Below are 26,971 nucleotides of genomic sequence, written 5' to 3'. Positions count from 1 at the left end.
GCGGTGCGCGCCGGTCAGCCGAGGCTGGCCGGGCGCACGTATTCGGGCATCAGCCCGTTGGTCCAGAACAGGATCATCGACACCAGGATGGTCACCAGCAGCAACAGCCCCACACCCCACACGCAGGTTGCGAACAGCATCGCCTGTTCCTTGCGCAGGCGCAGGAAGGTCTGCAGCCCGCCATAGAGCAGCACGGTGGCATAGGCCGACGCTGCCACCAGTACGATCAAGGCCAACCAGCGAATCGGCACCAGGCCGATCACCCCCGCGAAGAACCACGGCGTGGCGCAATAGGCGGCGAAGCCGATGCACTGGTTGAGACTGGGCTGCGTATCGAAGCCGCGTGACATCCAGCGAATCATCACCCCCATCAGCATCACGCCCACCACTGTGGTCGCGTACAGCAGCCCGGCCAGTTGTGCCGCGCTGCCCATGCTCAGGCGCACACGCTCCTCGGCGGCCAGGCTCCAGCCAAAGGTCGTGGTACCCACGAACAGGCACAGCGCCGGGATCAACGCCAGCACCAGCAAGCGCGGCAGGTATTGTTGCGGGTGATCCTCTTCGGCGCGGCGAATCTCTATCCAGGCGTCGGAAGGGTGGGTGAAGAGCTTGAGCAACGGACTGTTCATGGCGTTCTCCTGAAGGCAGAGGCCTTTAGTTATGGAGGTACGCCGCTTGCGCCAGGTTCAGCCCGGTTCGCCGCCGTTGATCGGCTATTGCAACTCGACCAGCAGGTTGAGGCCGCCATCGCCGCATTTGCCTTGGTCACGCACCACGCCGTGGTAGCTGCGGCCATCCCAGACGAAGGCCACGCTGTGGGCGCGTTCGACCTTGTCCGGCAGCGGTGGGCAGATGTGCAGGCGCAGGGCGGGGCGCCCCTGCAGGCTGAGGGCGGCGAGCTGGCATTGGCATTCCACGCTCTGGGCCACCGGGCCGAACAGCGTGTCGCGCACATAATCGAGCTGCACAGGGGTGTTGGGGGCGCGGCCGGGCATTTTCATGGCTGCGGGGCTCTTGAGGCTGGAAGCTGAATGGGCATCGGCAGGCTCCTGGCAAGAGAGGCGGTATCTCCTGTTTGAGGGCTTAAAGCTGTGGATGTTCAAGCCGATTCAACCAGAATTTTTTGGGATCCCAAATGCCAATGAAAATCGTCCCCTCATTTGGGGAATTCTCCTGGGGAATCCTCCCCAGTTTCCTCTGCTTCATCGTGCAACCGACTGAAAATTAACGTCATTACCCTTTGGCATACACCTTGCTGACCTCTCTTCACAGTCCCTGTCTGTGTCCCGGAGGTGCAGTAATGTCGACCCCGAACAAAGGCCCCGTCCTGACATCACTCGTGCTGGCCTTACTCGGCTGGCAAGCGACCAGCGAGGCGGCTGTGCAATGCCAGCGCACCCTGGTGGCCAACGTGGTGGCCCTGGACCAGCCACTGATGTTCAACCGCCTGGGCGCACAGAACGCCAACGGTATGATGTTCGCCCTGCGCGAGGACGTGGTGGACGAGAACCAGGTACCGCTCAGCAAGGGCGGTGCCGCGGTGCCCGGCAAGGTCACCCTGCGCCCCGACAAGCGCCCGCGCCCGATCGTGCTGCGCGTGGCCGCCGGGGACTGCCTGACGGTCAACCTGACCAACCTGCTCGACTACAAGGCCAACCCCAACAAGCATGGCATCGACGCCGAAGCGCCCGAAGGTGAAGAGGGCGAAGAGGGCGAAGAAGGACCGGAAACCGAGGTCGAGAACGAAGCCGGTGAAGGCCTCGTCGCCGACGAGCAGGTGGCCGAGCGCCTGGTGGGTTTCCAGGTCAATGGCATGCAGGCGGTCAACAGCATCGCCGACATCTCTGCCAACACCGGGCGCAACGGCAACTTCCTGGTAAGCCCCGGCAGCACCCGCAGCTATACCCTCTATGCCGAACGCGAAGGGGCATTCGCCGCCACCAGCAAGGCCGCCACCTTCGGCGGTGAAGGCACTGCCGGCAACGTGTCCAACGGCCTGTTCGGCCAGGTGGTGGTGGTCCCTAAAGGTGGGCGTACCTACCGCAATACCCTGACCGAAGAAGAGATGCGCCTGGCCACCACTGGCCGTACCCCCACCGGCCAACCGGTGATCGACTACGAGGCGCGCTACCCGCAGACCGAACCCTGGATCAGCGAGGGCAAGGCCGGCAAGCCGATCATCGCCATGGTCGATGGCAACCAGATCCTCAACAGCGAAACCGATGCCATCGTCATGGGCCCCAACCCCGATGGCAGCTTCCCCAAGTCCACCTACCCGCTGGAAAGCATCGGCAAGCGCAACCCGGCGATGCCCAATCGGCTGGAAGCGTTCCGTGACTTCGCCTCGCAGTTCGCCGATGAAGTCGCCGGCACCCAGGCCTTCCCTGGCTACTGGGCAGACCCGGTAATGGGGCATGTGCTGGAACCGACCCGCGACTCGTTCATGATCAACTACGGCTCCGGCGGCATGGGCGCCGAGGTGGTGGCCAACCGGCTGGGAGTAGGGCCGATGCACGACTGCCTGTCGTGCGCCTACGAAGAATTCTTCCTCAGCGCCCATACCGTTGGCGATGTCGGCACCCTGGTCGATGTGCCGGCCAACGTTGGCCTCGAGCATATCCGCCCGGGCGAAGTGCCGCCGGCCAGCGCCACCGGGGTCAAGGCCAGCATGGCCCTGTTCCCGGCCGAACCTGCCAACGTGCACCACAGCTACATTGGCGACTTCACCAAGTTCCGCAATACCCACAACGGCCACGAGCAGCACATCTTCCACCTGCACGGGCACCAGTGGCTGTTCAACCCCAATGACGACAACTCCGACTACATCGATGCCCAGGGCATCGGCGCGGGCGTCGGCTACACCTACGAAATCGCCAACGGCGGTTCCGGCAACCGCAACCGCGTGGCCGGCGACGCCATCTACCACTGCCATTTCTACCCGCACTTCGCCCAGGGCATGTGGGCCATGTGGCGGGTGCACGACGTGTTCGAGGAGGGCACTCGCCTGGAGGTCAGCGGGCAGGCCAGCAACGGCTTCCACAGCACACCGTTCGCCCTGCGCAGCGGCAAGCCGGCGGTAGGTGCACGCGCGCTGCCGGACGGCGAGATCGTGGCCGGTACGCCGATCCCGGCCATCGTGCCATTGCCTGGCAAGGCCATGGCGCCGATGCCAGGCAAGGTGGTGGTGGTACCGAAGCTGTCGGAAACCTTGGTCGCAAGCCATGAACAGGACGATGACGACGAAGAGGAGGGGGACGACAACCACGCCCCTCAACCCGCCGCGCCCAAGGCCGTTGGTTCCCTGGCGCTGGTCGACCGCAGCGAGACCAACCGCAACGCCGACGGCACCCTGAAGAACCCTGGCTACCCCTTCTGGATCGGTGGCATGGAAAGCAGCGTCGGCAACCGCCCGCCAACCCCGCCACTGGACATGCTCGACCCGGCATTGGCCCGGCAGCTCAAAGACAGCGGCAAGGCACTGTGGGCCAACCTCGACGCCAACCAGGTCGATGGTTGGGACGGTGGCCTCGGCCGCCACGCCCTGGACGGTGTGTCCGCAGGCGGTGAAGCCGAAACCACCACCACCAAGCTGGACTTCTCCAAAGTGGTGCACAAGGCCAAGCCGATCTACCTGCCGGAAGAAGGCACCGATGTCGAGCAGGCCGCCATGCAGTTCCACGCCAAGGCCGAGCACCCCAGCTACGCGCTGGTGCCAGACGGCCAACCGGTCGCCAAGGCGTTCCGTACCAACGGCGCGCTGCCGACAGCCGGCGCCCCGTTCTACGAGCCCTGCATGGATGACCGCGGCAAGCGCCTGACCCAGAATTCGGGGGTGGGCGAGTTCTTCAGTGGCGAAAGCCTGACGGGCATCAACTTCCGCGGTGCTTCAACCTTCACCGCCGACCGCCCACGTATCTACAAGGGCGCCAACATCCAGTTCGACGCGGTGTACAACAAGGTCGGCTACCACTTCCCGCAAGCGCGCATCATCGCCCTGTGGGAAGACGCCTGGCCGGTCATCACCAAACAGCGCCCACCAGAGCCGCTGGTGATGCGCATGAACACCTTCGATTGCACCATGTACCAGCACACCAACCTGATCCCGTCGTACTACGAAATGGACGACTACCAGGTGCGTACCCCGACCGACGTGATCGGCCAGCACATCCACCTGCCCAAGTGGGACCTGACCGCTGCCGACGGTTCGGCCAACGGCTGGAACTACGAAGACGGCATCCTCTCGCCCGGCAGCGTGGTCGAGCGTATACAGGCCATCCGTGCCTTCAACGGCTGCAGCGAAGGCGATAGCCGCGATGGCACCGCCGCTTGCCCGAAAGCCAAGCAGCACCCGTACTTCGGCCGCTTCGGCCGGGCCGACTGGCTCGGCGCGCGCACCGCCATGCAGCGTTGGTTCGCCGACCCGCTGGTCAACGTGTTCAACGTCGACCGTGGCCTGGGCACCATCTTCACCCACGACCACCTCGGCCCATCGACCCACCAGCAGTTGGGCCTGTACGCCACCGTGCTGGCCGAGCCTGCCGGTTCCACCTGGTACCACGCGGAAACCGGCGAGCAGCTGTACAACCCGGCCATCCGCCAGGATGGCGGCCCGACCTCGTGGCAGGCGGTGATCCAGACCGGCGACCACGACGGTGACGGCAAGAACGACAGCTACCGCGAGTTCTTCCTGGAGTACAGCGACTTCCAGCATGCCTATGAAGCCGGTGTGTATGTCGGTGCCGGCCCCAACGGCGTGCCCGACGGCCAGTCGTACCCCGCCACCGCCGACAGTTTCCGCTACGCCATCAACCCGCCGGTACGGGGCAAGGCCTCGAACCTGCTGGAAGCCATCGTCGAGGAACGCGGCGGCATCAACCCAGGCTGCCCGAGCCGGCCGTGCCCGCAGGCGATCTCGGTGGATGACCCTGGCATGTTCGTCGTCAACTACCGCAACGAGCCCCTGGCCCTGCGCGTGTTCGACCCGAACAAGGTCGGCCCGGATGGCAAGCGCGGCATGCAGGCCGACGGCCTCGGCGGCGACCTCAGCTATGCCCTGCAGACCCGCACCGACCGTGCCATCCCGGCGATGAACCTGTCGCCGGCGGCGATCACCTCGGCGGTCGGCCCTACCGGTGGGACCACGCTGTTCCCACCACACATCAACAAGGCCGGCGCCGAACCGGGTGACCCGTTCACCCCGATGCTGCGCACCTACTCCGGCGACAACGTGCGCCTGCGCATGCATGCCGGTGGCCATGAAGAGGAGCACAACGTCACCCTGCACGGCGTCAAGTGGCTGCAGAACGGCACCGGCTTCGGCAACAGCTCCAACTCGGGCTGGAAGTCGTCGCAGATGATCGGCATCTCCGAGCAGCTGGGCTTCATGGCGCCGGTGTCGATGATCTCCAGCTCTGCGGCCACCAACGGCGACTACCTGTACTCGTTGGATGCGGCCCTGGAAGGTTACTGGAACGGCATCTGGGGCGTCATGCGCAACTACACCGCGCAGCGCGCAGACCTCTACCCGCTGCCCAACAACCCGCAGCCGGTGGCCATGCGCAACACCGTGAACTTCGATGGCATCTGCCCGAAAACCACGGCTAACCCCAATGGCATCGGGTCTCGCACCACGGTCAAACGCAGTTACGAAATCGTCGCCGCGCTGGCCAACGACATCCTCGAAAACCGCAACGGGGTCAGCATCACCGACTCGGCCGGCATCGGCCAGCACGTCGGTGGCCCGCTCAAGGCCAACGGCGGCACCCTGGTGTTCAACAACCGCAAGACCAGCATCCCGCAGGTCAGCGGTGTCGACCCCGAGGATGGCGAAACCTTCACCATCGGTGGCCACAGCGCACCGCTGCACGACCCGACTGCCGTGCTGTACGTGCGCAAGGCCGACCTCGATGCAACCACCGGCAAGCTCAAGCCCGGCGTGCCTGTGGAGCCGCTGATCCTGCGTGCCAACGCTGGCGACTGCATCAGCATCACCCTGGAAAACCGCCTGCCGATGGTCATGCCTGACCTGCCGACCACGGCGGTGATGCACAACGTGGTCAAGCGTGACCGGTTCGACAGCGAGGGTGCCACCGCCTTTGCCAACAACCTCATGCGCCCCTCCAGCCACGTTGGCCTGCACGCGCAACTGCTGGCCTATGACATCACCAAGTCCGACGGTGCCAACATCGGCCTCAACCCGGTGCAGACCGTACCGCCCCGGGCCGGCAACAGCGGCGCCTACCCGAGCAAGGTGTACCAGTACTACGCCGGCCACCTGGAACGTGAAGGCAAGCCGACGCTGCAGCTGGGCCGCACGGTGGACAACATCAACACCACGCCGATCGAGTTCGGGGGCCTCAACCTGACCCCGTCGGACTTCATCAAGCAACCGCAGAAAGGCCTGGTCGGCGCCATGAGCATCCTGCCGCAAACCGCCACCTGGACCGAGGACGCGGCCAGCCGCGCCCAGGCCACGGTGAAGGTCACTGGCCAGCCGGACTACCGCGACTTCGTCACGGTCTGGCAGCGGGCGCTGAACATGCGCTGGGCCGATGGCCGTCCGGTGGAAGGCATCAACACCGAGGGCAACGGTGCAGCGGGCGACCCGCAGGACAACGGCAACATGGCCGTCAACTACAAGACCGAGCCGCTGTGGCTGCGCTTCGGCATGGCGCCGGACTCGCCGTTCGGCCGCGCCGATGGCCTGGGCTTCGGTGATGTGCCCAACGCCCACATGGCCTACGCCAACGCCCTGGTCGGTGGCGACCCGGTGACCCCGGTGCTGTACGCCAAACCGGGCCAGCCGGTGCGCAACCACATTGTCATGCCCAGCGGCGGCAGCCGTGGCATGACCTATCAGCTCGATGGTCACCTGTGGCCGCTGCACAACTTCCTGGCCGAGAAGAATGACCTCGACGGCTACCCGATGAACCTGCCGGGTATCGGCTCGGTTCGCTTTGGCAACAACCCGATGGCCATGTACATCGGCGCCCAGGAGAGCGTGCTGCCGGCGGCGCACTTCAGCTTCATGCTGCCCAGTGCCGGGGGCGCCAACGCCGTGCCGGGAGACTACTTGTTCCGGGACTATGCTGCCTACGGCAACCTTTCGGGGCTGTGGGGGATCTTGCGGGTCACCAACGACGTGCCGCCGGCGACGGCGCCAGCGCAGTAAGGGAGAGAGCGCATGCGTACCAACAATAAGAAACTTCGCTCGGCGTATCTTGGCTTGGTAATGGGAGTGGGCTTGATCACCTTGGGCGTGGCTTACGAACAGCTCTGGTGCGACCCCCGCGAGCTGCTGCAGGAACCTGCCGACCCGCAGGCCCTGCACCGGCTCAGCCGGGACGGTGTGATCGTGGAGTTCGAGGCGCGGCCGCTGGCAGGTGAAGAACTGCGTGAAGGCAGCTTCGCCAACATCCGCTTCAAGGTCACCGACCAGAGCAGCGGCCAGCCACTGTCGGGCATGGCACCGGGGGCATGGATCGACCCGGCGCTGACGGCGCCCCAGGAGGCGACCCGCGAGCACAGCTGCAAGGCCCGCGTCGCGTTGTTCCTCAAAAGCAGCATCGGGGCCCGGCCGTTGCTGGACCTCAACAGCTATTTCCTGCTGGTGCTGAACAAGGATGCCAGCCTGACGGTGATCGACCCGACCGTGTCCGTCGGCGGGGTGACCAGCACCATGGCGCGCATCGACCTGCCTGGGCGCCCCATGGACTGGACGGCCACCAGCGACGACAAACAGGTGTTCGTGTCGATCCCCGAGCGCGGCAAGGTGGCGCTCATCGACACGGAAACCTTCACCCGCGTGGCCAGCGTGGATGCCGGCGAGCAACCGCTGCGCGTGGCCTTGCAACCGGATCAGCGCCGGCTATGGGTCGGCAACAACAGCGACGACCCGGCCAGGGGCGGGGTGACGGTGATCGATGTGCCCAGCCGCAGCATGCTGAAAAGCTTCGCCACCGGCTCCGGGCATCATGAGATCGCCTTCAGCAGCGATTCGCGCTGGGCCTACGTGAGCAACCGCGACGGCGGCACCCTGAGCATCATCGACATCCCCGAGATGCGTCTGGCCAAGACCCTGGAGGTGGGGCCTCATCCACTGGCGGTGGCGTATTCGGCACTGTCCCAGGCGGTGTACGTCACCGATGGCCAGGAGGGCACGGTGCGGGTGTACGATGCCCGCAGCCACCAGCTGCGCCACATCGTCAAGGCCGAGCAGGGCCTGGGCCCGATGCGTTTCAGCAGCGATGGCCGCTACGGCATCGTGCTCAATACCCTGGAAAACCAGGCGTTGGTGATCGATGCCAGTACCGACCAGCTGATCCACCGTATTCCGGTGGCTGCCGAGCCGTACCAGCTGACCTTCACCAAAGGCTATGCCTACGTGCGCGGCCTGGCCTCCTCGAAGGTCAGCATGATCAACCTGAGCAGCCTGGGCGAAGGGCGCCAGCCCATCATCCAGAGCTTCGAGGCGGGTCCCGCTGCGCCGCGCCAGGCCGGTGACCTGCCGCTGGCCCAGGGCTTGTCGGTGTCTCGCGACGACAACTCGGTGTTCGTGGTCAACCCGGTGGACAACACCACCTACTTCTATGCCGAAGGCATGAACGCGCCGATGTCCGGCTACAACAACCGGGGGCACCAGGCCCGCGCGGCGCTGGTCATCGACCGCAGCCTGCGCGAGGTGGCGCCGGGGGTGTACGGATCGACGGTGAAAATGCCGGCGGCCGGCAAGTTCGACGTGGCGTTCCTGCTCAACCAGCCACAGATCATCCACTGCTTCAGCACCGAGGTGGCGGCGGCACCCGACGCCAGCAAACGCAAAGGCGCGCACGCCGAGTTCATCGGCCTGGACCAGCCGTTGCCCCAGCACAGCGCGTTCACGGCCAAGGTGCGCATCGTCGGTGACGATGGTCGACCACGCCAGGGCCTGAACGATCTGACCCTGCGCTACTTCCTGGCACCGTCGTCGATGCCGCACAACCAGCAGCTCGAAGAGGTCGGCGAGGGGGTGTACCAGGCGGCGCTGACGCTGCCCGAAGCCGGCGCCTGGTACCTGCATGTGCAGTCGCCCTCGCTCGGGCGCAAGTTCGCCGAAGAGAACTACACCAGCCTGCGGATCCTCCCGGCCGCAGCGACTACCGCTTCCCAGACCGACGTGAGGAATGTGCGATGAACGCCAAGCATTCTTGCAAGCTGCTGGTGCTGAGCCTGGCCCTGGCCAGCAACTTCGCCCTGGCCCATGCCGGCCACGACCATGGCGGGCCTGCCGAACCGCCAGCGCCGGCCCATCAGGAAAAGGCCAGCGTGCGCTTTGCCGATGTCTCGCTGCTGAACCAGGACGGCATGCCGGTACGCCTGGAAAAGGACCTGGTAGGTGAACACCTGGTGGTCATGGGCTTCATCTACACCAGCTGCACCACGGTGTGCCCGGTGGTGTCGTCGATCATGGGCAAGGTCCAGCAGCAGCTGGGTGGCCGGGTGGGCGAGGAGATCCAGCTGGTGTCGATCAGCGTCGACCCGCAGCGCGACGACGCCAAACGCCTGCAGCAGTACGCCAAGTCCTTCCAGCATGGGCCGGGCTGGAGCTGGCTGACCGGTACGCCCTATGCCATTACCGAAACCCTGAAGGGCCTGGGCAGCTTCAGCGCCGATCTCAGCCAGCACCCGCCGCTGATCCTCGTCGGTGACGGACGCAGCGGCCACTGGACACGCTACTACGGCTTCACCGACCCGGCCGTGCTGGTCGAGGAAGTCAACCGCCTCAGCGCCCGCCGGGTGCACGCCAAGAGCACCGCGATCGCCGAACACCAACAAGAGGTGCAACCATGAGCAGCCATACCTCACGCGCCGCTGGCATGCGCAGCTTCGACTGGCTGGTGCTGACCGGTTGCCTGTGGATCATGGCGTCCGTCGCCATGGCCCACGAAGGCCACGCACCCAGTGCGCCGGACCCACAGCCGGCGCCACAGGCCATGACCAGCGGCGGCGGCACCCGCGATGCACAGACCTGGTTCACCGACACCGTGCTCAAGGACCAGAACGGCCGCGAGGTGCGCTTCTACAGCGATGTGCTCAAGGACAAGGTGGTGATGATCAACGTGATCTTCACCCATTGTACCGACGCCTGCCCGCTGATCACCCGCAAGCTGCGTGAAGTGCGCGACGCCATGGGGCCGGCGCTTGCCAGCCAGGTGACGTTCGTTTCGATCAGCAGCGACCCGCTCAACGACACCCCGGCGGCGCTCAAGGCCTTCGCCGAGAAGCAGGGCGTGGACAGTGCCAACTGGGTGTTCCTGACCGGCGACAAAGCCAACGTCGACATGGTGCTGGGGCGCATCGGCCAGTTCCTGCCCAGCCCCGAGCAGCACTCGACCCAGCTGATTGCCGGCGACGTGGCAGGCAAGCGCTGGAGCAAGATTCGTCCGGATGCACCGCCCGTGGCCATTGCCCAGCGCATGCAGCTGCTGGCCCAACCTTTGGCTGGGCGGTGAGGATCATGAGGGCCACCGGCCTGTTCGCGGGACGAGCCGGATCGCCTGTGGGAGCGGGCTTGCCCCGCGAAGAGGCCAGCATGAACACTACAAAAGCCCTTGCCCTGCTCATCGCCATCAGCCTCACCGGCCAAGCCCTGGCCCTGGACCTCACCCCCCAGGAACAAGCCGGCAAGCGCCTCTATCGCGAAGGCGTGTCGAGCAGTGACGCACAGCTGACGGCCCGGGTCGGTGCTAGCGACATGAGCGTCCCCGCCAGCGTGCTGCCCTGCGCCAGCTGCCACGGCACCGACGGTCGTGGCCGCGCCGAGGGCGGCGTGCGCCCCCCCAGCCTCGACTGGCAGCGCCTGGCCCTCGGCGAAGGCGCCAGGCAAGCCAATAGCCGCAGCTACCCGGCCTACGCCGACGCCACCCTGGCCCGCGCGATCCAGCAGGGCGTCGACCCTGCCGGCAACCGCCTGGACCCGGCCATGCCGCGTTTCGACCTGACCCTGGCCGACCAGCGCAACCTGACCGCCTACCTCAAGCGCCTGGGTGAAGAACGCGACCCGGGCGTGGAGGAGGGCGAGCTGCGCCTGGGCACCTTGCTCCCCGACAGCGGGCCGTTGGCCGAGGCCGGCCACGTGATTCGTGCCGTGCTCGAGGACGGCGTGGCGCGACTTAACCAGCAAGGCGGCATTCATGGCCGGCGCCTGCAGCTGGTGGTGCTCGACCCGGGCCCCGACCAGGCCAGTGCCGAGCTCGCCTTGCAGCGTTTGCTCGACCAGGAGCGGGTGTTTGCCCTGGTCGCCCCGTTGGCACCGATGCTCGATGAAAGCCTGTCTGCGCGACTCGAACAGCAGCGTGTGCCGTTGATTGGCAGTACCCCGCGCAGCGGTGGCAGTACGCAGATCTTCGATCCAATGCCAAGTGTGGCCAGCCAACTGCTCAGCCTCGCCAGCCACGCCCGCGCCAGCCTGGGCCTGGCACCCGATGGCCTGCGCGTCGTCTACGCCGGTGCCGACCAGGCAGCGTTGGCCAAACAGGTGCGCGAACGTCTGCAGGCGCAAGGCTGGTCGCCCGCACCGATCGAGGCGTTCGACGGCCAGGCAGTGGAAGGCGAGGGCATTGTCTTCCTGGGCCGCCCCCAGGCCTTCGCCGAGCTGGCCGCCGCGTTGCAGGCGGTGGGGCGCGAGCCCTACCTGCTGGCGGCTTCCAGCCAGGTCGCCAGTGCCGTGGCAGGGCTACCGGCGCAGTGGTCGCAGCGGGTATTCCTGGCCTATCCCTACGTGCCGAGCGACTGGACCGTGCAGGGCCTGGCGACCCTGTCCAGCCTGGAGCAGCGCCTGGGCCTCGACCCGCGCCAGGCTTCGCTGCAGGTCAACACGCTATGTGCCCTGCGCCTGCTGACCGAAGGCCTGAAGCAGATCGGTCGTGATGCCAGCCGCGAACGCCTGGTCGCCGCCCTGGAGGGCCTGCACGACATCGACACCGGCCTGACCCCGGCGCTCGGTTTCGGCCCCGGCCGGCGCCAGGGCATGGCGGGTGCCCACGTGATCGCGGTGGGCCTGCCCGGGCCACGCTTTACATCCGTCGCCCCCTACCGGCCTGTGCCGGACAGCCTTTGAGCGGAGGTCCCCATGCGTATCCTGTTGCTGTGCCTGTTGCTGATGGTCGCCAAGGCGAGCTGGGCCGATATGCCTGCGGCGCGGGTCAATGGCGTGGACATCGGGGTCATGCGCCTGGAGCGTTATTTCAGCGAGTACCTCGAAGCCCAGGGCCGTGCGTTGAGCAGCATCCGCAACCCGACGCTGTACAAGCGCCTGCGCGAGCAGGCCTTGGACGAGCTGATCGACAAGGAACTGCTGTGGCAGGAGGCGCAGCGCCGCGGCATCATCGTCAGTGATGAACAGGTATCAGCGCAGGTGGGCGCATTGGAGGCGGCTTTCGGCAGCCCGGCACTGTTCGAGCAGCGGCTGGCGGATGCGGGTTTCGATCGGGCAGGGTACGCTGAGTACATGCGCCACGAGATGGCCGCGCAGCAAGCCTATGCCCAGCTCAGCGCGATCGATGCACCCAGCTCGGCCGAGGTAGAAGCGTTCTACCAGGCCAATCGACAAACACTGCAAGGAACGCAGAACCAAAGTGATACGCCTTCAGTCATACGAGAACAGGGCCTGGCACTGGCCAGGGACGCACTCGTCGGGCAATTGCAGGCCCAGTCCCGCCAGGCCGTTCGCCAACGTTTGCGCGAATCCGCTACAGTGCAGATCGCCAACTGAGATCGCCCACGGCCTTTCCCCAAAGCTGGGGAATAATGGCTTGGCAAAGTGCCATCATCTTCCCCGGATGTGGGGAAGTGGGCATTCGCCTGTTGCGGGGAGACTGGGGCATACCAGTAAAATCAATGGCTTACAGTGGTGCAACATGACTATTCACGCCTGGCACGAAGCCTGCTCAAGCCTGTACAAGGGCGCACTTCGCAGACCGGGTAACCGGGCAGTACTTGGGAGTCGACCTTGGTGAACAGAGTATTGGTAGTCGATGACGAACAGACCCTTGCGCAAAACCTGCAGGCGTATCTGCAGGCGCAAGGCCTGGATGTACAGGTTGCCCACGACGGTGCCACTGGAATTGACCTGGCTGAACGCCTGGCACCGCAAGTGATAGTGCTGGATTACCGCTTGCCCGACATGGAGGGTTTTCAGGTCCTGGAGACCGTACGCAAGAACAGGCAGTGCCATTTCGTGCTGATCACCGCCCACCCGACCGTCGAGGTCCGTGAGCGGGCCGCCGAACTGGGAGTGACTCACGTCCTGTTCAAGCCGTTCCCGTTGGCGGAACTGGCGCGTGCAATCCTCGACCTGGTGGGCATCAAGCGCCGGCGCAGGGCCACTGACGATCCAGCCGAGGGGTATGTCGAACGACGCCAGAACAGGAACGAATCGTTCCCCTTGCAGTTGTACGATGGCAGCTGGGTGTTGGCCGACCGTCGCCGTAATGGCGCCATGCCCCCCGGACCTGACGACGATCAACTGCTCACTGGGGAATAAAGGCGCCCGCAGACTGAGCCAGCCTGCGACGCGCCCCCTGAGCGGAGTCGTAGGCCATGTCAGATGTAATCGATCACAGCGTTTGGGCCTCATCGCCGGCAAGCCGGCTCCCACAGGTACAGCACACCCCTGAGCATTGCACCGATCTTGTGGGAGCCGGCTTGCCGGCGATGAGGCCGGTACAGCCAGCGCCTCACTCAGCCTACCCCCGCGACCTGCTCGCCCAGGCCCGCCTGCAAGCCAGCGACGAGCGTCTGCTCAATTGCCTTGAGCGCCTGTCCGCCGACACCCCCGACACCTTCCTGCGCCGCCTCGGCCTGACCCTGCATTACCCGGTACTCGACAGCCAGACTTTGCTGGCCAGCACCCCGCGTTTCGACAAGGTCAGCCTGGCCCTGTGCCTGAAACGCGAATTCGTGCTGATCGAGCAGGGCGGTGAAGTGCTGGGTGTGTTCGCCGACCCCTTCGACCCCGCCCGCCTGGCCTGGATCGATGACACCCTGCAAGGCGCGCCGCTGTACCTGGCCCACGCCGCTGACCTGGCGACCTTGCTGGCCCGCCACGAAGAAAGTTTCCACGCTGTCGATGCCCTGGACCACGATACCGAGGCCAGCAGCGATACCGATGCCCTGCAACGGCTGTCGCTGACCAGCATCAGCGAAGACCAGAGCAAGGTGGTCAAGCTGGTCAACTCGACCCTCTACGACGCCCTCAAGCAACATGCCAGCGATATCCACCTGGGCATGACCGGCCAGGGCCTGACCATCAAGTACCGCATCGACGGCGTGCTCAACGGTGCCGGCAAGGCCAGCGGCAGTGCCTTCGCCGACCAGGTGATCTCGCGCATCAAGGTCATGGCCGAACTGGACATCGGCGAGAAGCGCGTACCCCAGGACGGCCGCTTCAAGATCGCCATCGGCGAGCGCCAGATCGACTTTCGCGTGTCGATCATGCCGAGCATCTTCGGCGAGGATGCGGTGCTGCGGGTGCTCGACAAACAAGACCTGTCCGACCGTGTCAGCGGTGTCCAACTGCAGGCTCTGGGGTTCGCCGATGAAACCCTGCGCGCCCTGCGCCGCCTGGCGGCCGAGCCCTACGGCATGATCCTGGTCACCGGCCCCACCGGCAGCGGCAAGACCACCACCCTGTACGCCATGATCAGCGAGATCAACCACGGCGTGGACAAGATCATCACCATCGAAGACCCGGTCGAGTACCAGTTGCCCGGTGTGCTGCAGATCCCGGTCAACGAGAAGAAAGGCCTGACCTTCGCCCGTGGCCTGCGCTCGATCCTGCGCCATGACCCGGACAAGATCCTGGTCGGTGAGATCCGCGACCCGGACACCGCGCAGATCGCCGTGCAGTCGGCGCTCACCGGCCACCTGGTGTTCACCACCATCCACGCCAACAACGTGTTCGACGTGATCGGGCGCTTCAGCCAGATGCAGGTCGACCCCTACAGCTTCGTTTCCGCGCTCAACGCCGTGCTGGCCCAGCGCCTGATTCGCCTGGCCTGCTCGCACTGCTGCACGCCTTGCGAAGTGGACGACGAGACCCTGGCCGCCTCGGGCCTGACCCGCGAAGCGGTGACCGGCTGGCAGTTCGTGCGCGCCCAGGGCTGCGGCCAGTGCCGCGGCAGCGGATACCGCGGGCGCAGCGCCATTGCCGAACTGCTGCACCTGGATGACGACCTGCGGCAGATGATCGTCGAACGCCGCCCCCTGGCGCAGATCAAGACGCTGGCTTGCCAGCGCGGCCTGCGCCTGCTGCGTGCCTCTGCCCTGGACCTGGTCCGCGAGGGCCGTACCACCCTTGAGGAGATCAACCGTGTCACATTTATCGCCTGATCGCTTTTGCGCCGTGCTCGGCGCCGAGGGTGTCGGCCTGGGTCGCTGGCACGCCAATCAACACCAATGGCTGGGTAGCCGCGCCTTCACCTGCGATGCCGCGCAACCGGCCTGGGAACCTGCCCTGCAAGCGCTTGCCGCGCTGCTGGCCGAACACGCCGTACGGGGCGCACAATTGAGGGTGCTGCTGTCGGCCCGCTTCAGCCGCTTCTGCCTGGTGCCGTGGAGCGACGCCATCGGCACGTCGGCTGAGCTGGATGCCTACGCCAGGGCCTGCTTCGAGAACCTCTACGGGCAGTCGCTGGACGACTGGCGCATCGTCCTGTCGCCAGAGCCTGCCGGTGCCGCGCGCATCGCCACGGCGCTGCCCAGGGCGCTGCTGCAAGGGCTGCAGGCGCTGGTCGATGAAAGCCGCCTGAAGCTGCGCTCGGTGCAGCCCTACCTGATGGCCGCCTACAACCGCTGCTCGGCGCAGCTGGGCCAGGGCGACTTCCTCTTCGTCCTGGCCGAACCGCGCCGCAGCGTGCTGCTGATGGCGGCCGGAGGGGCCTGGCAGCAAGTGCTGGCGCAAGGTTGTGCCGACAGCGACCAGGCGCTGCAGGCCCTGATCGACCGCACCTGCGAGCTGTACGGCGAGCAGCTGCCACGGGTCTACCTGCATGCCCCGGGCCGGGGCGATGTGTCGCAACTGGCGGCGGTGCAGCTGTGCCAACCGGCCGGCGACAGCGACCCGCTGTGCGCCATGTGGCGAGCGGTGGCCTGAGATGCGCCGCCTCGATCTGGAATTCCAACCCCGGCGCAGCAGCCCGCTGGCCTGGTCGCTGCTGGCCCTGGGCGCTGCCGTGGTCGCCGCGCTGGTCCTGCTGCAGCAGCACCTGCAGGCCGAACAGGTCGAGCTGGAGGCCCGTGTGCACGGCCTGGAGCTGCAACTGGGCCGCCGCCCAGCCACCGCCGCGCCGCAGAACACTGCCGCCAGCCGCGAGCAGGCCGAACGCCTGGCGCAGATGCGCAGTGTCTCGCAGCAGCTGCAACGGCCTTGGCAGCAACTGTTCGCCATGCTCGAAGCGCAACCGCAGGAAGACGTGGCATTGCTCACCCTGACCCCGGACGCCCGCAAGGGCCAGGTCCGCATCACCGCCGAGGCGCGCAACCTGGAGGCGATGCTGCAGTACCACCAGCGCCTTGAGCGCAGCGCCGAGCTCAGCGATGTGTCGCTGCTCAACCACGAGGTGGTGATGGGCCAGCCCGAGCAGCCGGTGCGCTTCAACCTCACCGCCACCTGGGAGACCGGTCATGCGCGTCCCTGAGTCGATAAACCGCCTGATCCTCGAAGAGCACCTGCGCCGCGCAGGTCCAGTGGCCCTGGCGGCAGTTGCCGTCACGGTGCTGGCGCTGGGCGTGGCGCTGGCCGGCGTGCTGCCGCAGTGGCAGGCGCTGCGTGAACTGCAAGCCAGCGAAGCGGATGCCAGCGCCCAGGTTGAACGGGTCAAGCGTGGCGAGTTGAAGATTGCCGTCAAACCCGAACAGCAAGCGCTGGACAGCCTGCGCCAACAGCTGCCGGGCCAGCCCGAGGCGAGCGAGTTGATCGAGCGCCTGTATCACCTGGCCAGCGCCGAGCACATCAGCCTGGCGCGGGGGGAATACGCCCTCGGTGTCGATCCCAAGACCCAATTGGCACGTTACCAGATCGTGCTGCCAGTGCGTGGCAGCTACCCGCAGCTTCGCGGCTTCCTCAAAGGGCTGATCGGCCAGTTGCCGACCCTGGTGCTGGAAGACCTGGAGCTGCAGCGTAAACGCATTGGCGACAGCGAACTCAATGGTCGCCTGCGAATGACCCTTTACCTGTCGAGGTCGTGATGAACACTCAGCGTGCGGTGATGTGGGCGGGGTTTCTGGGGGTCTCGGCGGTCCTGGCGTGGGCGCCTGGGCACTGGTTTGGCGAGGAGGGCGAGGTGGCCTCGATCGCCGGCAAGCCGGCTCCCACAACAACCCCTTCCCCTGTGGGAGCCGGCTTGCCGGCGAAAGGGCCAGAACAGGCCTCAAGAGACCTGTTCCCCCGCCAGCAATGGACCAAGCCCCAGGCCTTGGCCACCGTCACCGAACAACCCGTGATCGCCGCCCCCGTCGTGGTCGCGGCCGCCACCGCGCCAGCACTGCCATTCCAGTTCGTCGGCCGCATCGGCGACCGCGAGGACCTGCAGATCTTCCTGCAGAGCGGCGAAAAGCTCTACGTCGTGCGCCAAGGCGACGTGATCGACGAAACCTACCGCCTCGATCGGGTCTCGGCCAACGAGCTGGACCTTGTCTACCTGCCCTTGCACCAGTCGCAGACTCTGTCTGTCGGGAGCGCACCATGAAGGTATCGAAGTTGTGCAAGCCTGCTCCGTTCATGCTCCTGGCGCTGTGCGTGGCCATTGCCGGCTGCGGATCGAGCGCGGTGCGCAATGACAGCCAGGAGCTGATGAAGCAGGGCCAGTACGAGGCCGGCATCGCCCGCCTGGAGGAGGCCCTGCGTGACGACCCGCGTGATACCGAACTGAACATCGCCCTGGCCCACAGCCGCCAGGAAGCGGTCGAGGCGCTGATCACCCAGGCCGACAGCGACCGCATCCGCCACGACTACGCTGGCGCGCGCATGGGCTATGGCCGGGTGCTGACCATCGAATCCAACAACCGCCGGGCCATGGAAGGCATCCGCCAGCTGGAGCTGATGCGCACCCTCGACGACCGCGTGGCCCTTGGTCAGGCCGCCTTGCGCCAGGGCGATCTGTTCGGTGCCGAGCGCTACATGCGCGAAGTGCTGCGCCTGGACCCGCAGAACCAGAAAGGCATCATGCTGCGCAGCGACATCGAGAACGTCCAGGCCCGCACCGCGCAGCCGTTCCCGCAACTGCGCAGCAAGCTGGAACGCCCGGTGACCCTGGAGTTTCGCGACGCCGCGCTGAAGACCATCTTCGAGGTGCTGTCCCAGGTGGCCGGCATCAACTTCATCTTCGACAAGGACCTGCGCCCGGACATGAAGGCGACCATCTTCGTGCGCGACGTGCGCATCGAGGATGCCGTGGCGCTGCTGCTGGAGCAGAACCAGCTGCACCAGAAGATCGTCAACGACAACACCCTGCTGATCTACCCCGATTCGCCGCAGAAGACCAAGGACTACCAGGAACTGGTCATGCGCACCTTCTACCTGACCAGCATCGATGCCAACACTGCCTTGAACATGGTCAAGACCATGCTCAAGACCCGCGATGTGTTCGTCGACGAACGCCTGAACACCATGACCATGCGCGACACCCCTGACGCGGTGCGCATGGCCGAGAAGCTGCTGCAGTCACAGGACCAGTCCAACCCCGAGGTAGTGCTGGAGGTGGAAGTGATGGAGGTGGCCCGCTCGCGCATCCTCGACCTCGGCCTGCAATGGCCCAATACCTTCGGCGTGCTGACCGATGACGGCAACCCGGTCAGCGTGCTCGACCAGCTGCGTGGCATCAACTCCAGCCGCATCAGCATCTCGCCGGCGCCGCAGGCCAAGATCAACGCCTCGGACAAGGACATCAACACCTTGGCAAGTCCGGTGATCCGCGTCAGCAACCGTGAGCAGGCGCGCATCCACATTGGCCAGCGCGTGCCGATCATCAGCGCCACCTCGGTGCCCTCGACCCAGGGCCCGGTGATTACCGAGAGCGTCACTTACCTGGACGTGGGTCTGAAGCTCGAAGTGCAGCCCACCGTGCACCTGAACAACGAGGTGGCGATCAAGGTGGCGCTGGAAGTCAGCAACGCCACCCCCCTGGAGCCGACTCGCCAGGGCACCATTCCGGTTCAGGTCGACACCCGCAACGCCCAGACCAGCCTGCGCCTGCATGACGGCGAAACCCAGGTGCTGGCGGGGCTGGTGCGCAACGACAAGACCTCCAGCGGCAACAAGATCCCGGGCCTTGGCGATATTCCGGGCCTGGGCCGGTTGTTCGGCAGCAACCGCGACGACATGAGCAAGTCCGAGCTGGTGCTGGCGATCACCCCACGCATCGTGCGCAACCTGCCGTACCAAAGCCCGTCGGACATGGAGTTCGGCACCGGCACCGAATCGGCAATGCAAGTACGCCAGATGGCCCGGCCGTTGCCTGCCGGCGCGGTGCCCGCCGACTCGCCTGAAGACGAACAAAGCGCCCCGGCGGCCGACGCGCAGATGGCCGTAGTGCCAGCAACCCCGAGCCCACGGCCATGAAACGCCGCGCCCAGGGCTTCAGCCTGATCGAAGTGGTGCTGACCCTGGCACTGCTCGGGCTGCTCGCCAGCATGGCCGCGCCACTGACCGAAACCGTGGTGCGCCGTGGCAAGGAGCAGCAGTTGCGCGAAGCGCTGTACCAGATCCGCGACGGCATCGATGCCTACAAGCGCGCCTTCGACGCCGGGTTCATCGAGAAACGCCTGGATGCCAGCGGCTACCCGCCGAACCTGCAGGTACTGGTGGACGGTGTGCGCGATGTGCGCAGCGCCAAAGGGGCCAAGTTCTACTTCCTGCGGCGCATCCCCCGCGATCCGCTGGTGGCGGCCAAGGGCGACGACGAGGGTGGCTGGGGCCTGCGTGCCTACGCCAGCAGCCCGGACAACCCGCGCGAAGGCGAGGACGTGTTCGATGTGTATTCCAAGGCCCGTGGCAAAGGGCTCAACAACATCCCCTACGGGCAATGGTGACGGCCATGAAACGCAGCCGAGGCTTCACCCTGATCGAACTGCTGGTGGTCATGGCGATCATCGCCACGCTGATGACCATCGCCATGCCGCGCTACTTCAACAGCCTGGAGAGCTCCCGCGAAGCCACCCTGCGCCAGAGCCTGGCGGTGCTGCGTGAGTCCCTGGACCACTACTACGGCGACACCGGTCACTACCCCGACTCGCTGGAGCAACTGGTGGAGCAGCGCTACCTGCGCAACACCCCGGTCGACCCGATCACCGAGCGCAGCGATGCCTGGCAGCTGGTGCCACCGCCCGAAGGCGTGGCCGGTGGCGTGGCCGATATCAAGAGCGGTGCTACAGGGAGGGCGCGTGATGGCAGCCTCTTCGCTGAGTGGTAAGGCCTGCGCCGGCTTCACCTACCTGGGCGTGCTGTTGCTGATCGCGGTCAGCTCGGTGGCCCTGGCCGCCAGCGGCACCCTCTGGTCAACCGTCGCCCAGCGCGAGCAGGAGCGCCAGCTGCTGTGGGTGGGCGGCCAGTATGCCCAGGCGCTGCGCAGCTACTACCGCGCATCGCCCGGCCTGGCCCAGTACCCGCAAGCGCTGGCCGACCTGCTTGAAGACAACCGTTTCCCCCAGGCCCAGCGGCACATCCGCAGGCTGTACCCGGACCCGATCACCGGCAGCGACGACTGGGGCCTGCTGCGTTCGATCGACGGCCGTATCACCGGCGTGCACAGCCGCTCCGACGCGACCCCGTTCAAACGCAGTGGCTTCGACACCCAGTGGTCCGGGTTCGAAGGGCTGGAGCACTACAGCGACTGGCAGTTCGTCGCCGAGCAAGCCTTCAACGAAAGCGCCAGTGGCGCGCAACCCCATACCGGCGCAGGAGACACGCCATGAAAGGACTCAACGTTTTTTGCCTGAGCATGGGCTTGCTGCTGGCCGCCGGCGTACCCGGCGTGGCGCACGCCGACGCTGAAGACGAGATGAAGGGTTTTATCGTCGACAACACCATCTCGCACATCGGCCACGATTTTTACTACTACTTCGCCGACCGTCTGCGTGCCACCAGCCGCCTGGATTTCAACCTGGTGGTGCGCGAACGTCCGGATGCACGCTGGGGAAGCCTGGTGACCGTGGAGTTCGAACGCGACGTGCTGTACCGCCGCTTTCTGCCGCCCAATGTCACCCAATTAAAAGAAGAGGCCATCGCGGCCGCCGACCTGGTCAGGCAAGAAGTCGTGCAGCGCAAGCTGCAGCGCCTGCTTCAGGACACCACTGATCTGGAGAGGGATGAGCTATGAACACTCGCATTGCGCAAAGTATCGCGGCTTGCCTGCTGGCCAGCGCCTTCGCCGCCCAGGCCACCGAGCTTGTGTACACCCCGGTCAACCCGGCGTTCGGTGGCAACCCGCTGAACGGCACTTGGCTGCTGAACAACGCCCAGGCGCAGAACGACTATGACGACCCGGACCTCAAAGACCGCACCTCGTCGCTGGCCGGCACCACGGCCCTGGAGCGCTTCAGCAACCAGTTGGAGTCGCGGATGTTGTCGCAGCTGTTGGACAACATCAGCAATGGCCAGACCGGGAGCATGGCCACCGACTCGTTCCTGATCGATGTGATCGACGACTCCGGGGCCTTGAGCATTCAGGTCACCGACCGCGCCACTGGCGAAGTTTCAGTCATCGAGGTCAGCGGCCTGAACCCCTGAGAGGGACAGGATCGTCATTTGGGGAGAACGCACCATGAAACGACTGCTGAGCACTTTACTGATACTGGCCACCCTGCAAGGTTGTTCCAGTATTCTGCGCGAGCCGATGCCGGCCGAGCAGGATACCGGCACGCCGACCCTGACGCCGCGGGCATCGACCTACTACGACCTGATCAACATGCCGCGGCCCAAGGGGCGGCTGATGGCGGTGGTGTATGGCTTCCGCGACCAGACCGGGCAATACAAGCCGACCCCGGCCAGTTCGTTTTCCACCAGCGTCACCCAGGGGGCGGCGAGCATGCTGATGGATGCCCTGAGTGCCAGTGGCTGGTTCGTGGTGCTGGAGCGTGAAGGCCTGCAGAACCTGCTGACCGAGCGCAAGATCATCCGCGCCTCGCAGAAGAAGCCTGACGTTGCCGAGAACATCATGGGCGAGCTGCCACCGCTGCAGGCTGCCAACCTGATGCTGGAGGGCGGCATCATCGCCTACGACACCAACGTGCGCAGTGGTGGGGAAGGGGCGCGCTACCTGGGTATCGACATCTCCCGCGAGTACCGGGTCGACCAGGTGACGGTGAACCTGCGGGCGGTGGATGTGCGTACCGGGCAGGTGCTGGCCAACGTGATGACCAGCAAGACCATCTATTCGATCGGGCGTAGCGCGGGGGTGTTCAAGTTCATCGAGTTCAAGAAGCTGCTTGAGGCGGAGGTGGGCTACACCACCAACGAGCCGGCCCAGCTGTGCGTGCTGTCGGCGATCGAGGCGGCGGTGGGGCACTTGCTGGCCCAGGGGATCGAGCGGCGGTTGTGGCAGGTGGCGGGGGATGCGGGGGATGGCAAGGCGGGGGTGGACAAGTACCTGAGTCAGTATCAGCAGGAGTGAGCTGTCAGTCCCGGCCTTATCGCCGGCAAGCCGGCTCCCACAAAGGCCCGCGCGGTATCTGTGGGAGCCGGCTTGCCGGCGATAGGGCCGGTTCAGCCAAAACAATCACCCAGCGGAACAGGCATCGCTCACTGCTTTCCCTGCAAAGCGATCTTTGACCCATTCACTTACCTCGCCGAGCGAAGTCTGAAGTATCTGTGAGTGGTCCCCCGAGTAGCTTCGGTAGACGATCATGTTTCCGTTATCACACCCACGCCGGACCTCGGCCTCGATGATACCTGCAGGCGTAACCGTGTCATCTTGGCCGGCAGCAACCAACAGAGGGCCTGCCATTGCCTTGTTCCCCACCGCGTTGATAGCAAAGAAATCAGTGATATAGGGCTGCTGCTGCCAATCGGGCTTCAGCACGGCCCCTGGCATGAAATCGGCGAATCGAGCTTTCGCGTAGTGGTAGCAACCCTTGTCCAGCAGGTCATCGAAATGAGCCGCCGCTTCAGGCGTCAAGATCGATTGTTCGTCAAACTGGGGATACTGCGCCTTGATGCCTCGGGCGAAATAGACCGGCAGGAACAGCGAGCCCGGGGTATCTGCAAGGTGGGCTAGCAAACGGGCGCCGCCCACCGCAGGCGCCAGGGCTACCGCGCCGAGGTAGTCAGGGTCGGCACGCAACGCTTGAAGCTCGCCAACGCCCCATGCCACCAGGCCTCCCTGGGAATGGCCGACCACGGCCCACTGCTGGGTAATCCCGTCAACGGCCACCTGTGCAGCGGGCACTGCATTGAGCACGTCGCTGGCATTGACCAGCTTGTTGCCGAACTTGTGCCCACCGTCCGTGGCATAGCCTGCATAGTCCACCGCCAGCACGGCGAAGCCTTGCTCGACCAGTGGCATCATGTTGTACCCCAGGGTGTAGGTATTCGAAGCGCCACACTGTCGGCCCAAGCCGGTCGCCCCACGCGCCCACACCACCAGTGGCCAACCGGCTTCCGGCGGGGCGCCCGCAGGCTTGACCAGAACGGCCGACGCCACGGTGGGATTGAAGTAAAGGTCGTTCGACCAGTAAAGGATTCGACTCGCCGTGCTTCCGGGGGGCAACCGATAGGCTGAATGCTGCTCCGTGCGGATTAGCGATCCGGGTGCGCCAGGCACGCCTGTCGGGGTTGACCAGAATGCGCTGTCCGGCATCGTCAACATACGCTCGACCGCGATGGCCTGTGCAACGTTCATTTGCGCGGTGGCTGTAGACGCGCCAGCCAGCAGGAGCGCACAGGCCGCCCACCTCGCAACGTTCAGTTGAAATGTCATAGGTTCACTCCAGCTAGGATTTTTGCTGATTGAGCCGGATGAAGCGGCCTGCCAGCGGGAGTGCACACCTTAGAGATGCCCTCGGCTTTCAAATGTCGGCAGCCACCTACAGGTGTGTACGAACAATCGCTGCCACCCTTGTGCGGATCGTCTGTCTGGCCGAACGCTGCGCAGATTCCTGTAGGAGCCGGCTTGCCGGCGATAGGGCCGCTACAGACAAAGCAATCACCCAGCCTTGCGCAACGTCAGATTGATCCTCCGCTCGCCCATCCTCGGATGTACCCCGGGCTTGACCGGCAACACCCCATGAAAGCGCAACCGATCCTCACCCCCCCACACCAGCACATCGCCATGGCTTAGCGGCACCCGCTGGGTCCGGTCCGCACGCTGTAGCCCGCCAAGCAGAAACACCGCCGGCAAGCCCAATGACACCGACACGATCGGCTGCCCGAAATCCGCTTCGTCGCGGTCCTGGTGGAGGCTCAGGCGGGTGCCGGGCAGGTAGTGGTTGACCAGGCAGGCATCGGGCACGAAGGCTTCGAAACCTGCTGCCGCTGCCGCGCGTCCCGCCAGGTCGAGCAGGACCTGGGGCAGGGCGGGCCAGGGCTGGCCGCTGACAGGATCGGTAGGGCTGTAGCGATAGCCCTTGGCGTCACTGACCCAGCCCAGTGAACCGCAGTTGGTCAGCGCCACGGCCATGTTCAGGCCACCTGGCGTCTGCATGTGCCGGAACGGGGCGGCGCGCAGCACCGGACGCAGGGCATCGAGCAGTGGCTCGATCTCGGCCAGGGCGAAGCCGGGCAGCAGCACGGTGTGGCTGGCCAGGTGTTGTGGCTGGGGGCCGAAGAGGTCGAGGTCGGACTGGATCATGGTGGTGGCGCTGGCTTGGTGTCAGGCCATTCTAGCGCTGTGGGCCTGTCTGGCCTATCGCCGGCAAGCCGGCTCCCACAGGCTCACCACACCTTTTGAAACCTGCGCTGTACCTGTGGGAGCCGGCTTGCCGGCGATAGGGCCAGAACAGGCAAAAAAGAACCGCGGCACCAGGGAGAGGGAAACCGCGGTTCAAGGGGGGAACCATTAACGCTGGGTAGCGGTAGCCGTGTTGCCGTTGCCCATCTGGCTGATGGTGGCGCTCTGGTTGGCGCCAGCCTGGTCGACGATCGCCTTGTTGCCAGCACCGCCCTGGGTCACGTAGGCGACGTTGGCGGTGTCGGCCTGCTTGATGGTCGCGGTGTTGCCACTGCCATACAGCTGGGTGGTGAAGCTCTGGTTGGCGTAGCCGGACTGATCCAGGGTGATGGTGTTGCCGCTGCCGGTCGTGGAGCCGAAGGCATAGTTGTCCGTGCCGCGCTGGTCGGCGACGAGGATGTTGTCGCTGCCGTTCTGCTCGAAGTACAGCTCGTTGTTGTTGTCGGCCTGCTTGGTCTCCATCGAGTTGTTCTTGCCGGTCTGGGTCAGGGTGGCCTGCTGGTAGGCGCCGTTCTGGGTCAGGTTGACGCCGTTGCCAGTGCCTTTCTGGTTGATCGCGGCGGTCTGGTTGTTGCCGAACTGGCCACCGAGCTTGTCACCCTTCCAGTTGCTGGCCATCACCTTGTTGCCAGTGCCCTGGGTGGTCACGGTCAGGCTCTGGTTGTCGCCGGTCTGGTAGGTGTAGTGCAGGTTGCCGGTGCCACTTTGGGAAATGCTGGTTTTCGAGTTGTTGGTCTCGAACTGATCCGACCAGCTGGCGTTGGTGTTGCCTTGCTGGTAAAGCGTCGCGGTGTTGCCCTGGCCGAAGCTTTGGTCGATGTAGGCTTCGTTGAGCTGGCCGGTCTGGCTGACGCTGGCGTGGCTACCCGTCTGGTTGTCCTGCCAGACTTCCGCCGAGTTGCCGGTACCCTGCTGGTCGATGGTGAGCAGTCCACCGATCCCGTCGCGCTGGTCACCATAGGCCCAGTTTTGCTTGCCCTGCTGGTAGATCTCGATGTGACCGTCGTTGTGCGTCATGTGCTCGGCGGCGGCGTAGTTGTCCTGACCGCCCTGGGTGATCTGGCTCTTGTTGTTGCTGCCACTGAACAACTGCTCGACGAACGCTTCGTTGCGCTGGCCATTCTGCTGGGTGGTGGCCTGGCTGCCGAGCTGGCTGTCCTGCCATACGGTCGAGCGGTTCTCGCCCCCTTGCTGGACCTGCAGCGACTGGTTGTTCTCACCCAGTGACTGGCTGGCAAACGCATCGTTGAGGTTGCCCGTGGCCTGTTGGTCGATATGGCTGCCGTTCTCGAACAGCTGCTCGCCATAGCCTGCGTTGTAGGAGCCGTTGGCCGTCTGGTCGATGTAGCTGGTGCTGTTTTCCTGCACCGCCAGGTGGTTGTGGCCCTTGCCGGTCTGGGTCTGGGTGGCCGCGGCGAAGGGCGCGACGGTCTGCTTCACTTCGGCGATGTTCTGGTTACCGCTTTGCGACTGATTCGAGGTGCTGTCATCAGCCATGACCTGGCCAGCCAAGGCCAAGACAATAGCGGCACTTAAGGGAGCGAGCTTGAACATGGTGGTGCCTCCAGGTCTATCGGTATTGAGTGATCTGAACATGCTGGCCATTGCCAGCCTGGGTCACGGAACTGCTGAGACCCGAGCCGGCCTGCACGATGCTGGCGCTGTTGTCGTTGCCGATCTGGTCGATGCTGGCGCTGTTGCTGGTGCCGCTCTGGCGGATCGACGCGCTGTTGCCATTTCCCTGTTGGCTGATGCTGGCCATCAGGTCACTACCTTCTTGCAGGATGTACGCCTCCTGCGCGCCCCCGGCCTGGACGATGCGGCCCAGCAGGGCCTGACCGTTCTGGTCGAGGGCGGCGCGGTTGCCCGAACCTTGCTGCTCGATCACTGCCACCTGGCCCGCTCCAGCGGGCAGCAGGCGGATGATCACCGGTTCCCCGAGGTCGCTGCCGGCAGCGAGGTCGGCGTTGTCCATCAGGTCGTCGGCCTGGGCCTGGCCAACCAGGGCCAGGCACAGCAGCAGCGGGTACAGGCGTTTCATGGCGTTCTCC

At 65.5% G+C, this 26,971-nt stretch carries 25 protein-coding genes; 19 read left to right on the top strand and 6 right to left on the bottom strand.

Annotated elements, in window-relative coordinates; all coding sequences use genetic code 11:
* Positions 1-14 precede the first annotated feature (14 nt).
* Complete coding sequence (locus tag ACIPZB_RS14810) at positions 15-629, bottom strand: Yip1 family protein (protein WP_400641043.1); 615 nt, start codon at positions 627-629, stop codon at positions 15-17.
* Between the two features lie 84 nt (positions 630-713).
* Entirely contained in the window at positions 714-1,001 is a 288-nt protein-coding gene (locus tag ACIPZB_RS14805) for a hypothetical protein (protein ID WP_400641041.1), read from the bottom strand.
* A gap of 299 nt (positions 1,002-1,300) precedes the next feature.
* On the opposite strand from ACIPZB_RS14805, the gene mnxG reads away from it, so the two are divergent.
* From mnxG to ACIPZB_RS14710, 19 genes are all read left to right on the top strand, one after another.
* Positions 1,301-7,171: a manganese-oxidizing multicopper oxidase MnxG gene (gene mnxG, locus ACIPZB_RS14800; RefSeq protein ID WP_400641039.1), complete on the top strand. Its 5,871-nt coding sequence runs from the start codon at positions 1,301-1,303 to the stop codon at positions 7,169-7,171.
* Between the two features lie 12 nt (positions 7,172-7,183).
* Complete coding sequence (locus ACIPZB_RS14795) at positions 7,184-9,172, top strand: cytochrome D1 domain-containing protein (RefSeq protein ID WP_400641037.1); 1,989 nt, start codon at positions 7,184-7,186, stop codon at positions 9,170-9,172.
* Positions 9,169-9,828 carry an SCO family protein gene (locus ACIPZB_RS14790; protein WP_008091390.1) on the top strand — a complete coding sequence of 220 codons (660 nt, stop codon included), beginning with the start codon at positions 9,169-9,171 and terminating at the stop codon, positions 9,826-9,828. The genes ACIPZB_RS14795 and ACIPZB_RS14790 overlap by 4 nt, the downstream gene beginning before the upstream one ends.
* Positions 9,825-10,490, top strand: coding sequence for an SCO family protein (locus ACIPZB_RS14785; protein WP_400641035.1), 666 nt, complete (start codon positions 9,825-9,827; stop codon positions 10,488-10,490). Before ACIPZB_RS14790 ends, ACIPZB_RS14785 begins: the two co-directional genes overlap by 4 nt.
* 80 nt (positions 10,491-10,570) lie before the next feature.
* On the top strand, positions 10,571-12,097 hold the full coding sequence (locus tag ACIPZB_RS14780; protein WP_400641034.1) for an ABC transporter substrate-binding protein: 1,527 nt from the start codon (positions 10,571-10,573) through the stop codon (positions 12,095-12,097).
* A gap of 12 nt (positions 12,098-12,109) precedes the next feature.
* Entirely contained in the window at positions 12,110-12,751 is a 642-nt protein-coding gene (locus ACIPZB_RS14775; RefSeq protein WP_400641032.1) for a SurA N-terminal domain-containing protein, read from the top strand.
* Between the two features lie 237 nt (positions 12,752-12,988).
* Positions 12,989-13,522 carry a response regulator gene (locus ACIPZB_RS14770; protein WP_400641030.1) on the top strand — a complete coding sequence of 178 codons (534 nt, stop codon included), beginning with the start codon at positions 12,989-12,991 and terminating at the stop codon, positions 13,520-13,522.
* 170 nt (positions 13,523-13,692) lie between these two features.
* A complete protein-coding gene (locus ACIPZB_RS14765) occupies positions 13,693-15,369 on the top strand; it encodes a GspE/PulE family protein (protein ID WP_081502500.1) in 1,677 nt (558 codons plus the stop codon).
* Positions 15,350-16,132: a hypothetical protein gene (locus tag ACIPZB_RS14760; RefSeq protein ID WP_400641028.1), complete on the top strand. Its 783-nt coding sequence runs from the start codon at positions 15,350-15,352 to the stop codon at positions 16,130-16,132. The genes ACIPZB_RS14765 and ACIPZB_RS14760 overlap by 20 nt, the downstream gene beginning before the upstream one ends.
* A 1-nt stretch (position 16,133) precedes the next feature.
* Positions 16,134-16,676: a PilN domain-containing protein gene (locus ACIPZB_RS14755; RefSeq protein WP_008090712.1), complete on the top strand. Its 543-nt coding sequence runs from the start codon at positions 16,134-16,136 to the stop codon at positions 16,674-16,676.
* Positions 16,663-17,226 (top strand): type 4a pilus biogenesis protein PilO, encoded by a 564-nt coding sequence (gene pilO / locus ACIPZB_RS14750; protein ID WP_400641026.1) that lies wholly within the window; start codon positions 16,663-16,665, stop codon positions 17,224-17,226. Before ACIPZB_RS14755 ends, pilO begins: the two co-directional genes overlap by 14 nt.
* A complete protein-coding gene (locus ACIPZB_RS14745; RefSeq protein ID WP_400641024.1) occupies positions 17,226-17,726 on the top strand; it encodes a hypothetical protein in 501 nt (166 codons plus the stop codon). Before pilO ends, ACIPZB_RS14745 begins: the two co-directional genes overlap by 1 nt.
* The gene (locus ACIPZB_RS14740) at positions 17,723-19,597 is read left to right on the top strand and encodes a secretin N-terminal domain-containing protein (protein ID WP_400641023.1); all 1,875 of its coding nucleotides are present in this window, start codon (positions 17,723-17,725) and stop codon (positions 19,595-19,597) included. The genes ACIPZB_RS14745 and ACIPZB_RS14740 overlap by 4 nt, the downstream gene beginning before the upstream one ends.
* Entirely contained in the window at positions 19,594-20,067 is a 474-nt protein-coding gene (locus ACIPZB_RS14735; RefSeq protein WP_400641021.1) for a type II secretion system protein, read from the top strand. The genes ACIPZB_RS14740 and ACIPZB_RS14735 overlap by 4 nt, the downstream gene beginning before the upstream one ends.
* Positions 20,068-20,072: 5 nt before the next feature.
* The gene (locus ACIPZB_RS14730; protein WP_016394785.1) at positions 20,073-20,447 is read left to right on the top strand and encodes a type II secretion system protein; all 375 of its coding nucleotides are present in this window, start codon (positions 20,073-20,075) and stop codon (positions 20,445-20,447) included.
* Positions 20,422-20,949 carry a type II secretion system protein gene (locus ACIPZB_RS14725; protein WP_400641019.1) on the top strand — a complete coding sequence of 176 codons (528 nt, stop codon included), beginning with the start codon at positions 20,422-20,424 and terminating at the stop codon, positions 20,947-20,949. Before ACIPZB_RS14730 ends, ACIPZB_RS14725 begins: the two co-directional genes overlap by 26 nt.
* Positions 20,946-21,353, top strand: a complete 408-nt coding sequence (csgE, locus tag ACIPZB_RS14720) for a curli production assembly/transport protein CsgE (protein ID WP_400641017.1) — start codon at positions 20,946-20,948, stop codon at positions 21,351-21,353. Before ACIPZB_RS14725 ends, csgE begins: the two co-directional genes overlap by 4 nt.
* Positions 21,350-21,763: a curli assembly protein CsgF gene (locus ACIPZB_RS14715; protein WP_008101122.1), complete on the top strand. Its 414-nt coding sequence runs from the start codon at positions 21,350-21,352 to the stop codon at positions 21,761-21,763. Before csgE ends, ACIPZB_RS14715 begins: the two co-directional genes overlap by 4 nt.
* A gap of 34 nt (positions 21,764-21,797) precedes the next feature.
* On the top strand, positions 21,798-22,646 hold the full coding sequence (locus tag ACIPZB_RS14710; RefSeq protein ID WP_400641015.1) for a CsgG/HfaB family protein: 849 nt from the start codon (positions 21,798-21,800) through the stop codon (positions 22,644-22,646).
* Positions 22,647-22,751: 105 nt separating this feature from the next.
* Here the strand turns inward: ACIPZB_RS14710 and ACIPZB_RS14705 are convergent, their stop codons facing one another.
* From ACIPZB_RS14705 to ACIPZB_RS14690, 4 genes are all read right to left on the bottom strand, one after another.
* Complete coding sequence (locus ACIPZB_RS14705) at positions 22,752-23,951, bottom strand: alpha/beta fold hydrolase (protein ID WP_400641013.1); 1,200 nt, start codon at positions 23,949-23,951, stop codon at positions 22,752-22,754.
* Positions 23,952-24,176: 225 nt separating this feature from the next.
* Positions 24,177-24,821 (bottom strand): DNA oxidative demethylase AlkB, encoded by a 645-nt coding sequence (alkB, locus tag ACIPZB_RS14700; RefSeq protein ID WP_400641011.1) that lies wholly within the window; start codon positions 24,819-24,821, stop codon positions 24,177-24,179.
* Positions 24,822-25,028: 207 nt separating this feature from the next.
* Positions 25,029-26,474 carry a curlin gene (locus tag ACIPZB_RS14695; protein ID WP_400641009.1) on the bottom strand — a complete coding sequence of 482 codons (1,446 nt, stop codon included), beginning with the start codon at positions 26,472-26,474 and terminating at the stop codon, positions 25,029-25,031.
* 16 nt (positions 26,475-26,490) lie between these two features.
* Positions 26,491-26,961: a curlin gene (locus tag ACIPZB_RS14690; RefSeq protein ID WP_400641008.1), complete on the bottom strand. Its 471-nt coding sequence runs from the start codon at positions 26,959-26,961 to the stop codon at positions 26,491-26,493.
* Positions 26,962-26,971 lie beyond the last annotated feature (10 nt).

Source organism: Pseudomonas sp. NPDC089396 (assembly GCF_044749545.1).
GTDB lineage: Bacteria > Pseudomonadota > Gammaproteobacteria > Pseudomonadales > Pseudomonadaceae > Aquipseudomonas.
This window is presented reverse-complemented; position numbering and strand designations above follow the sequence as displayed.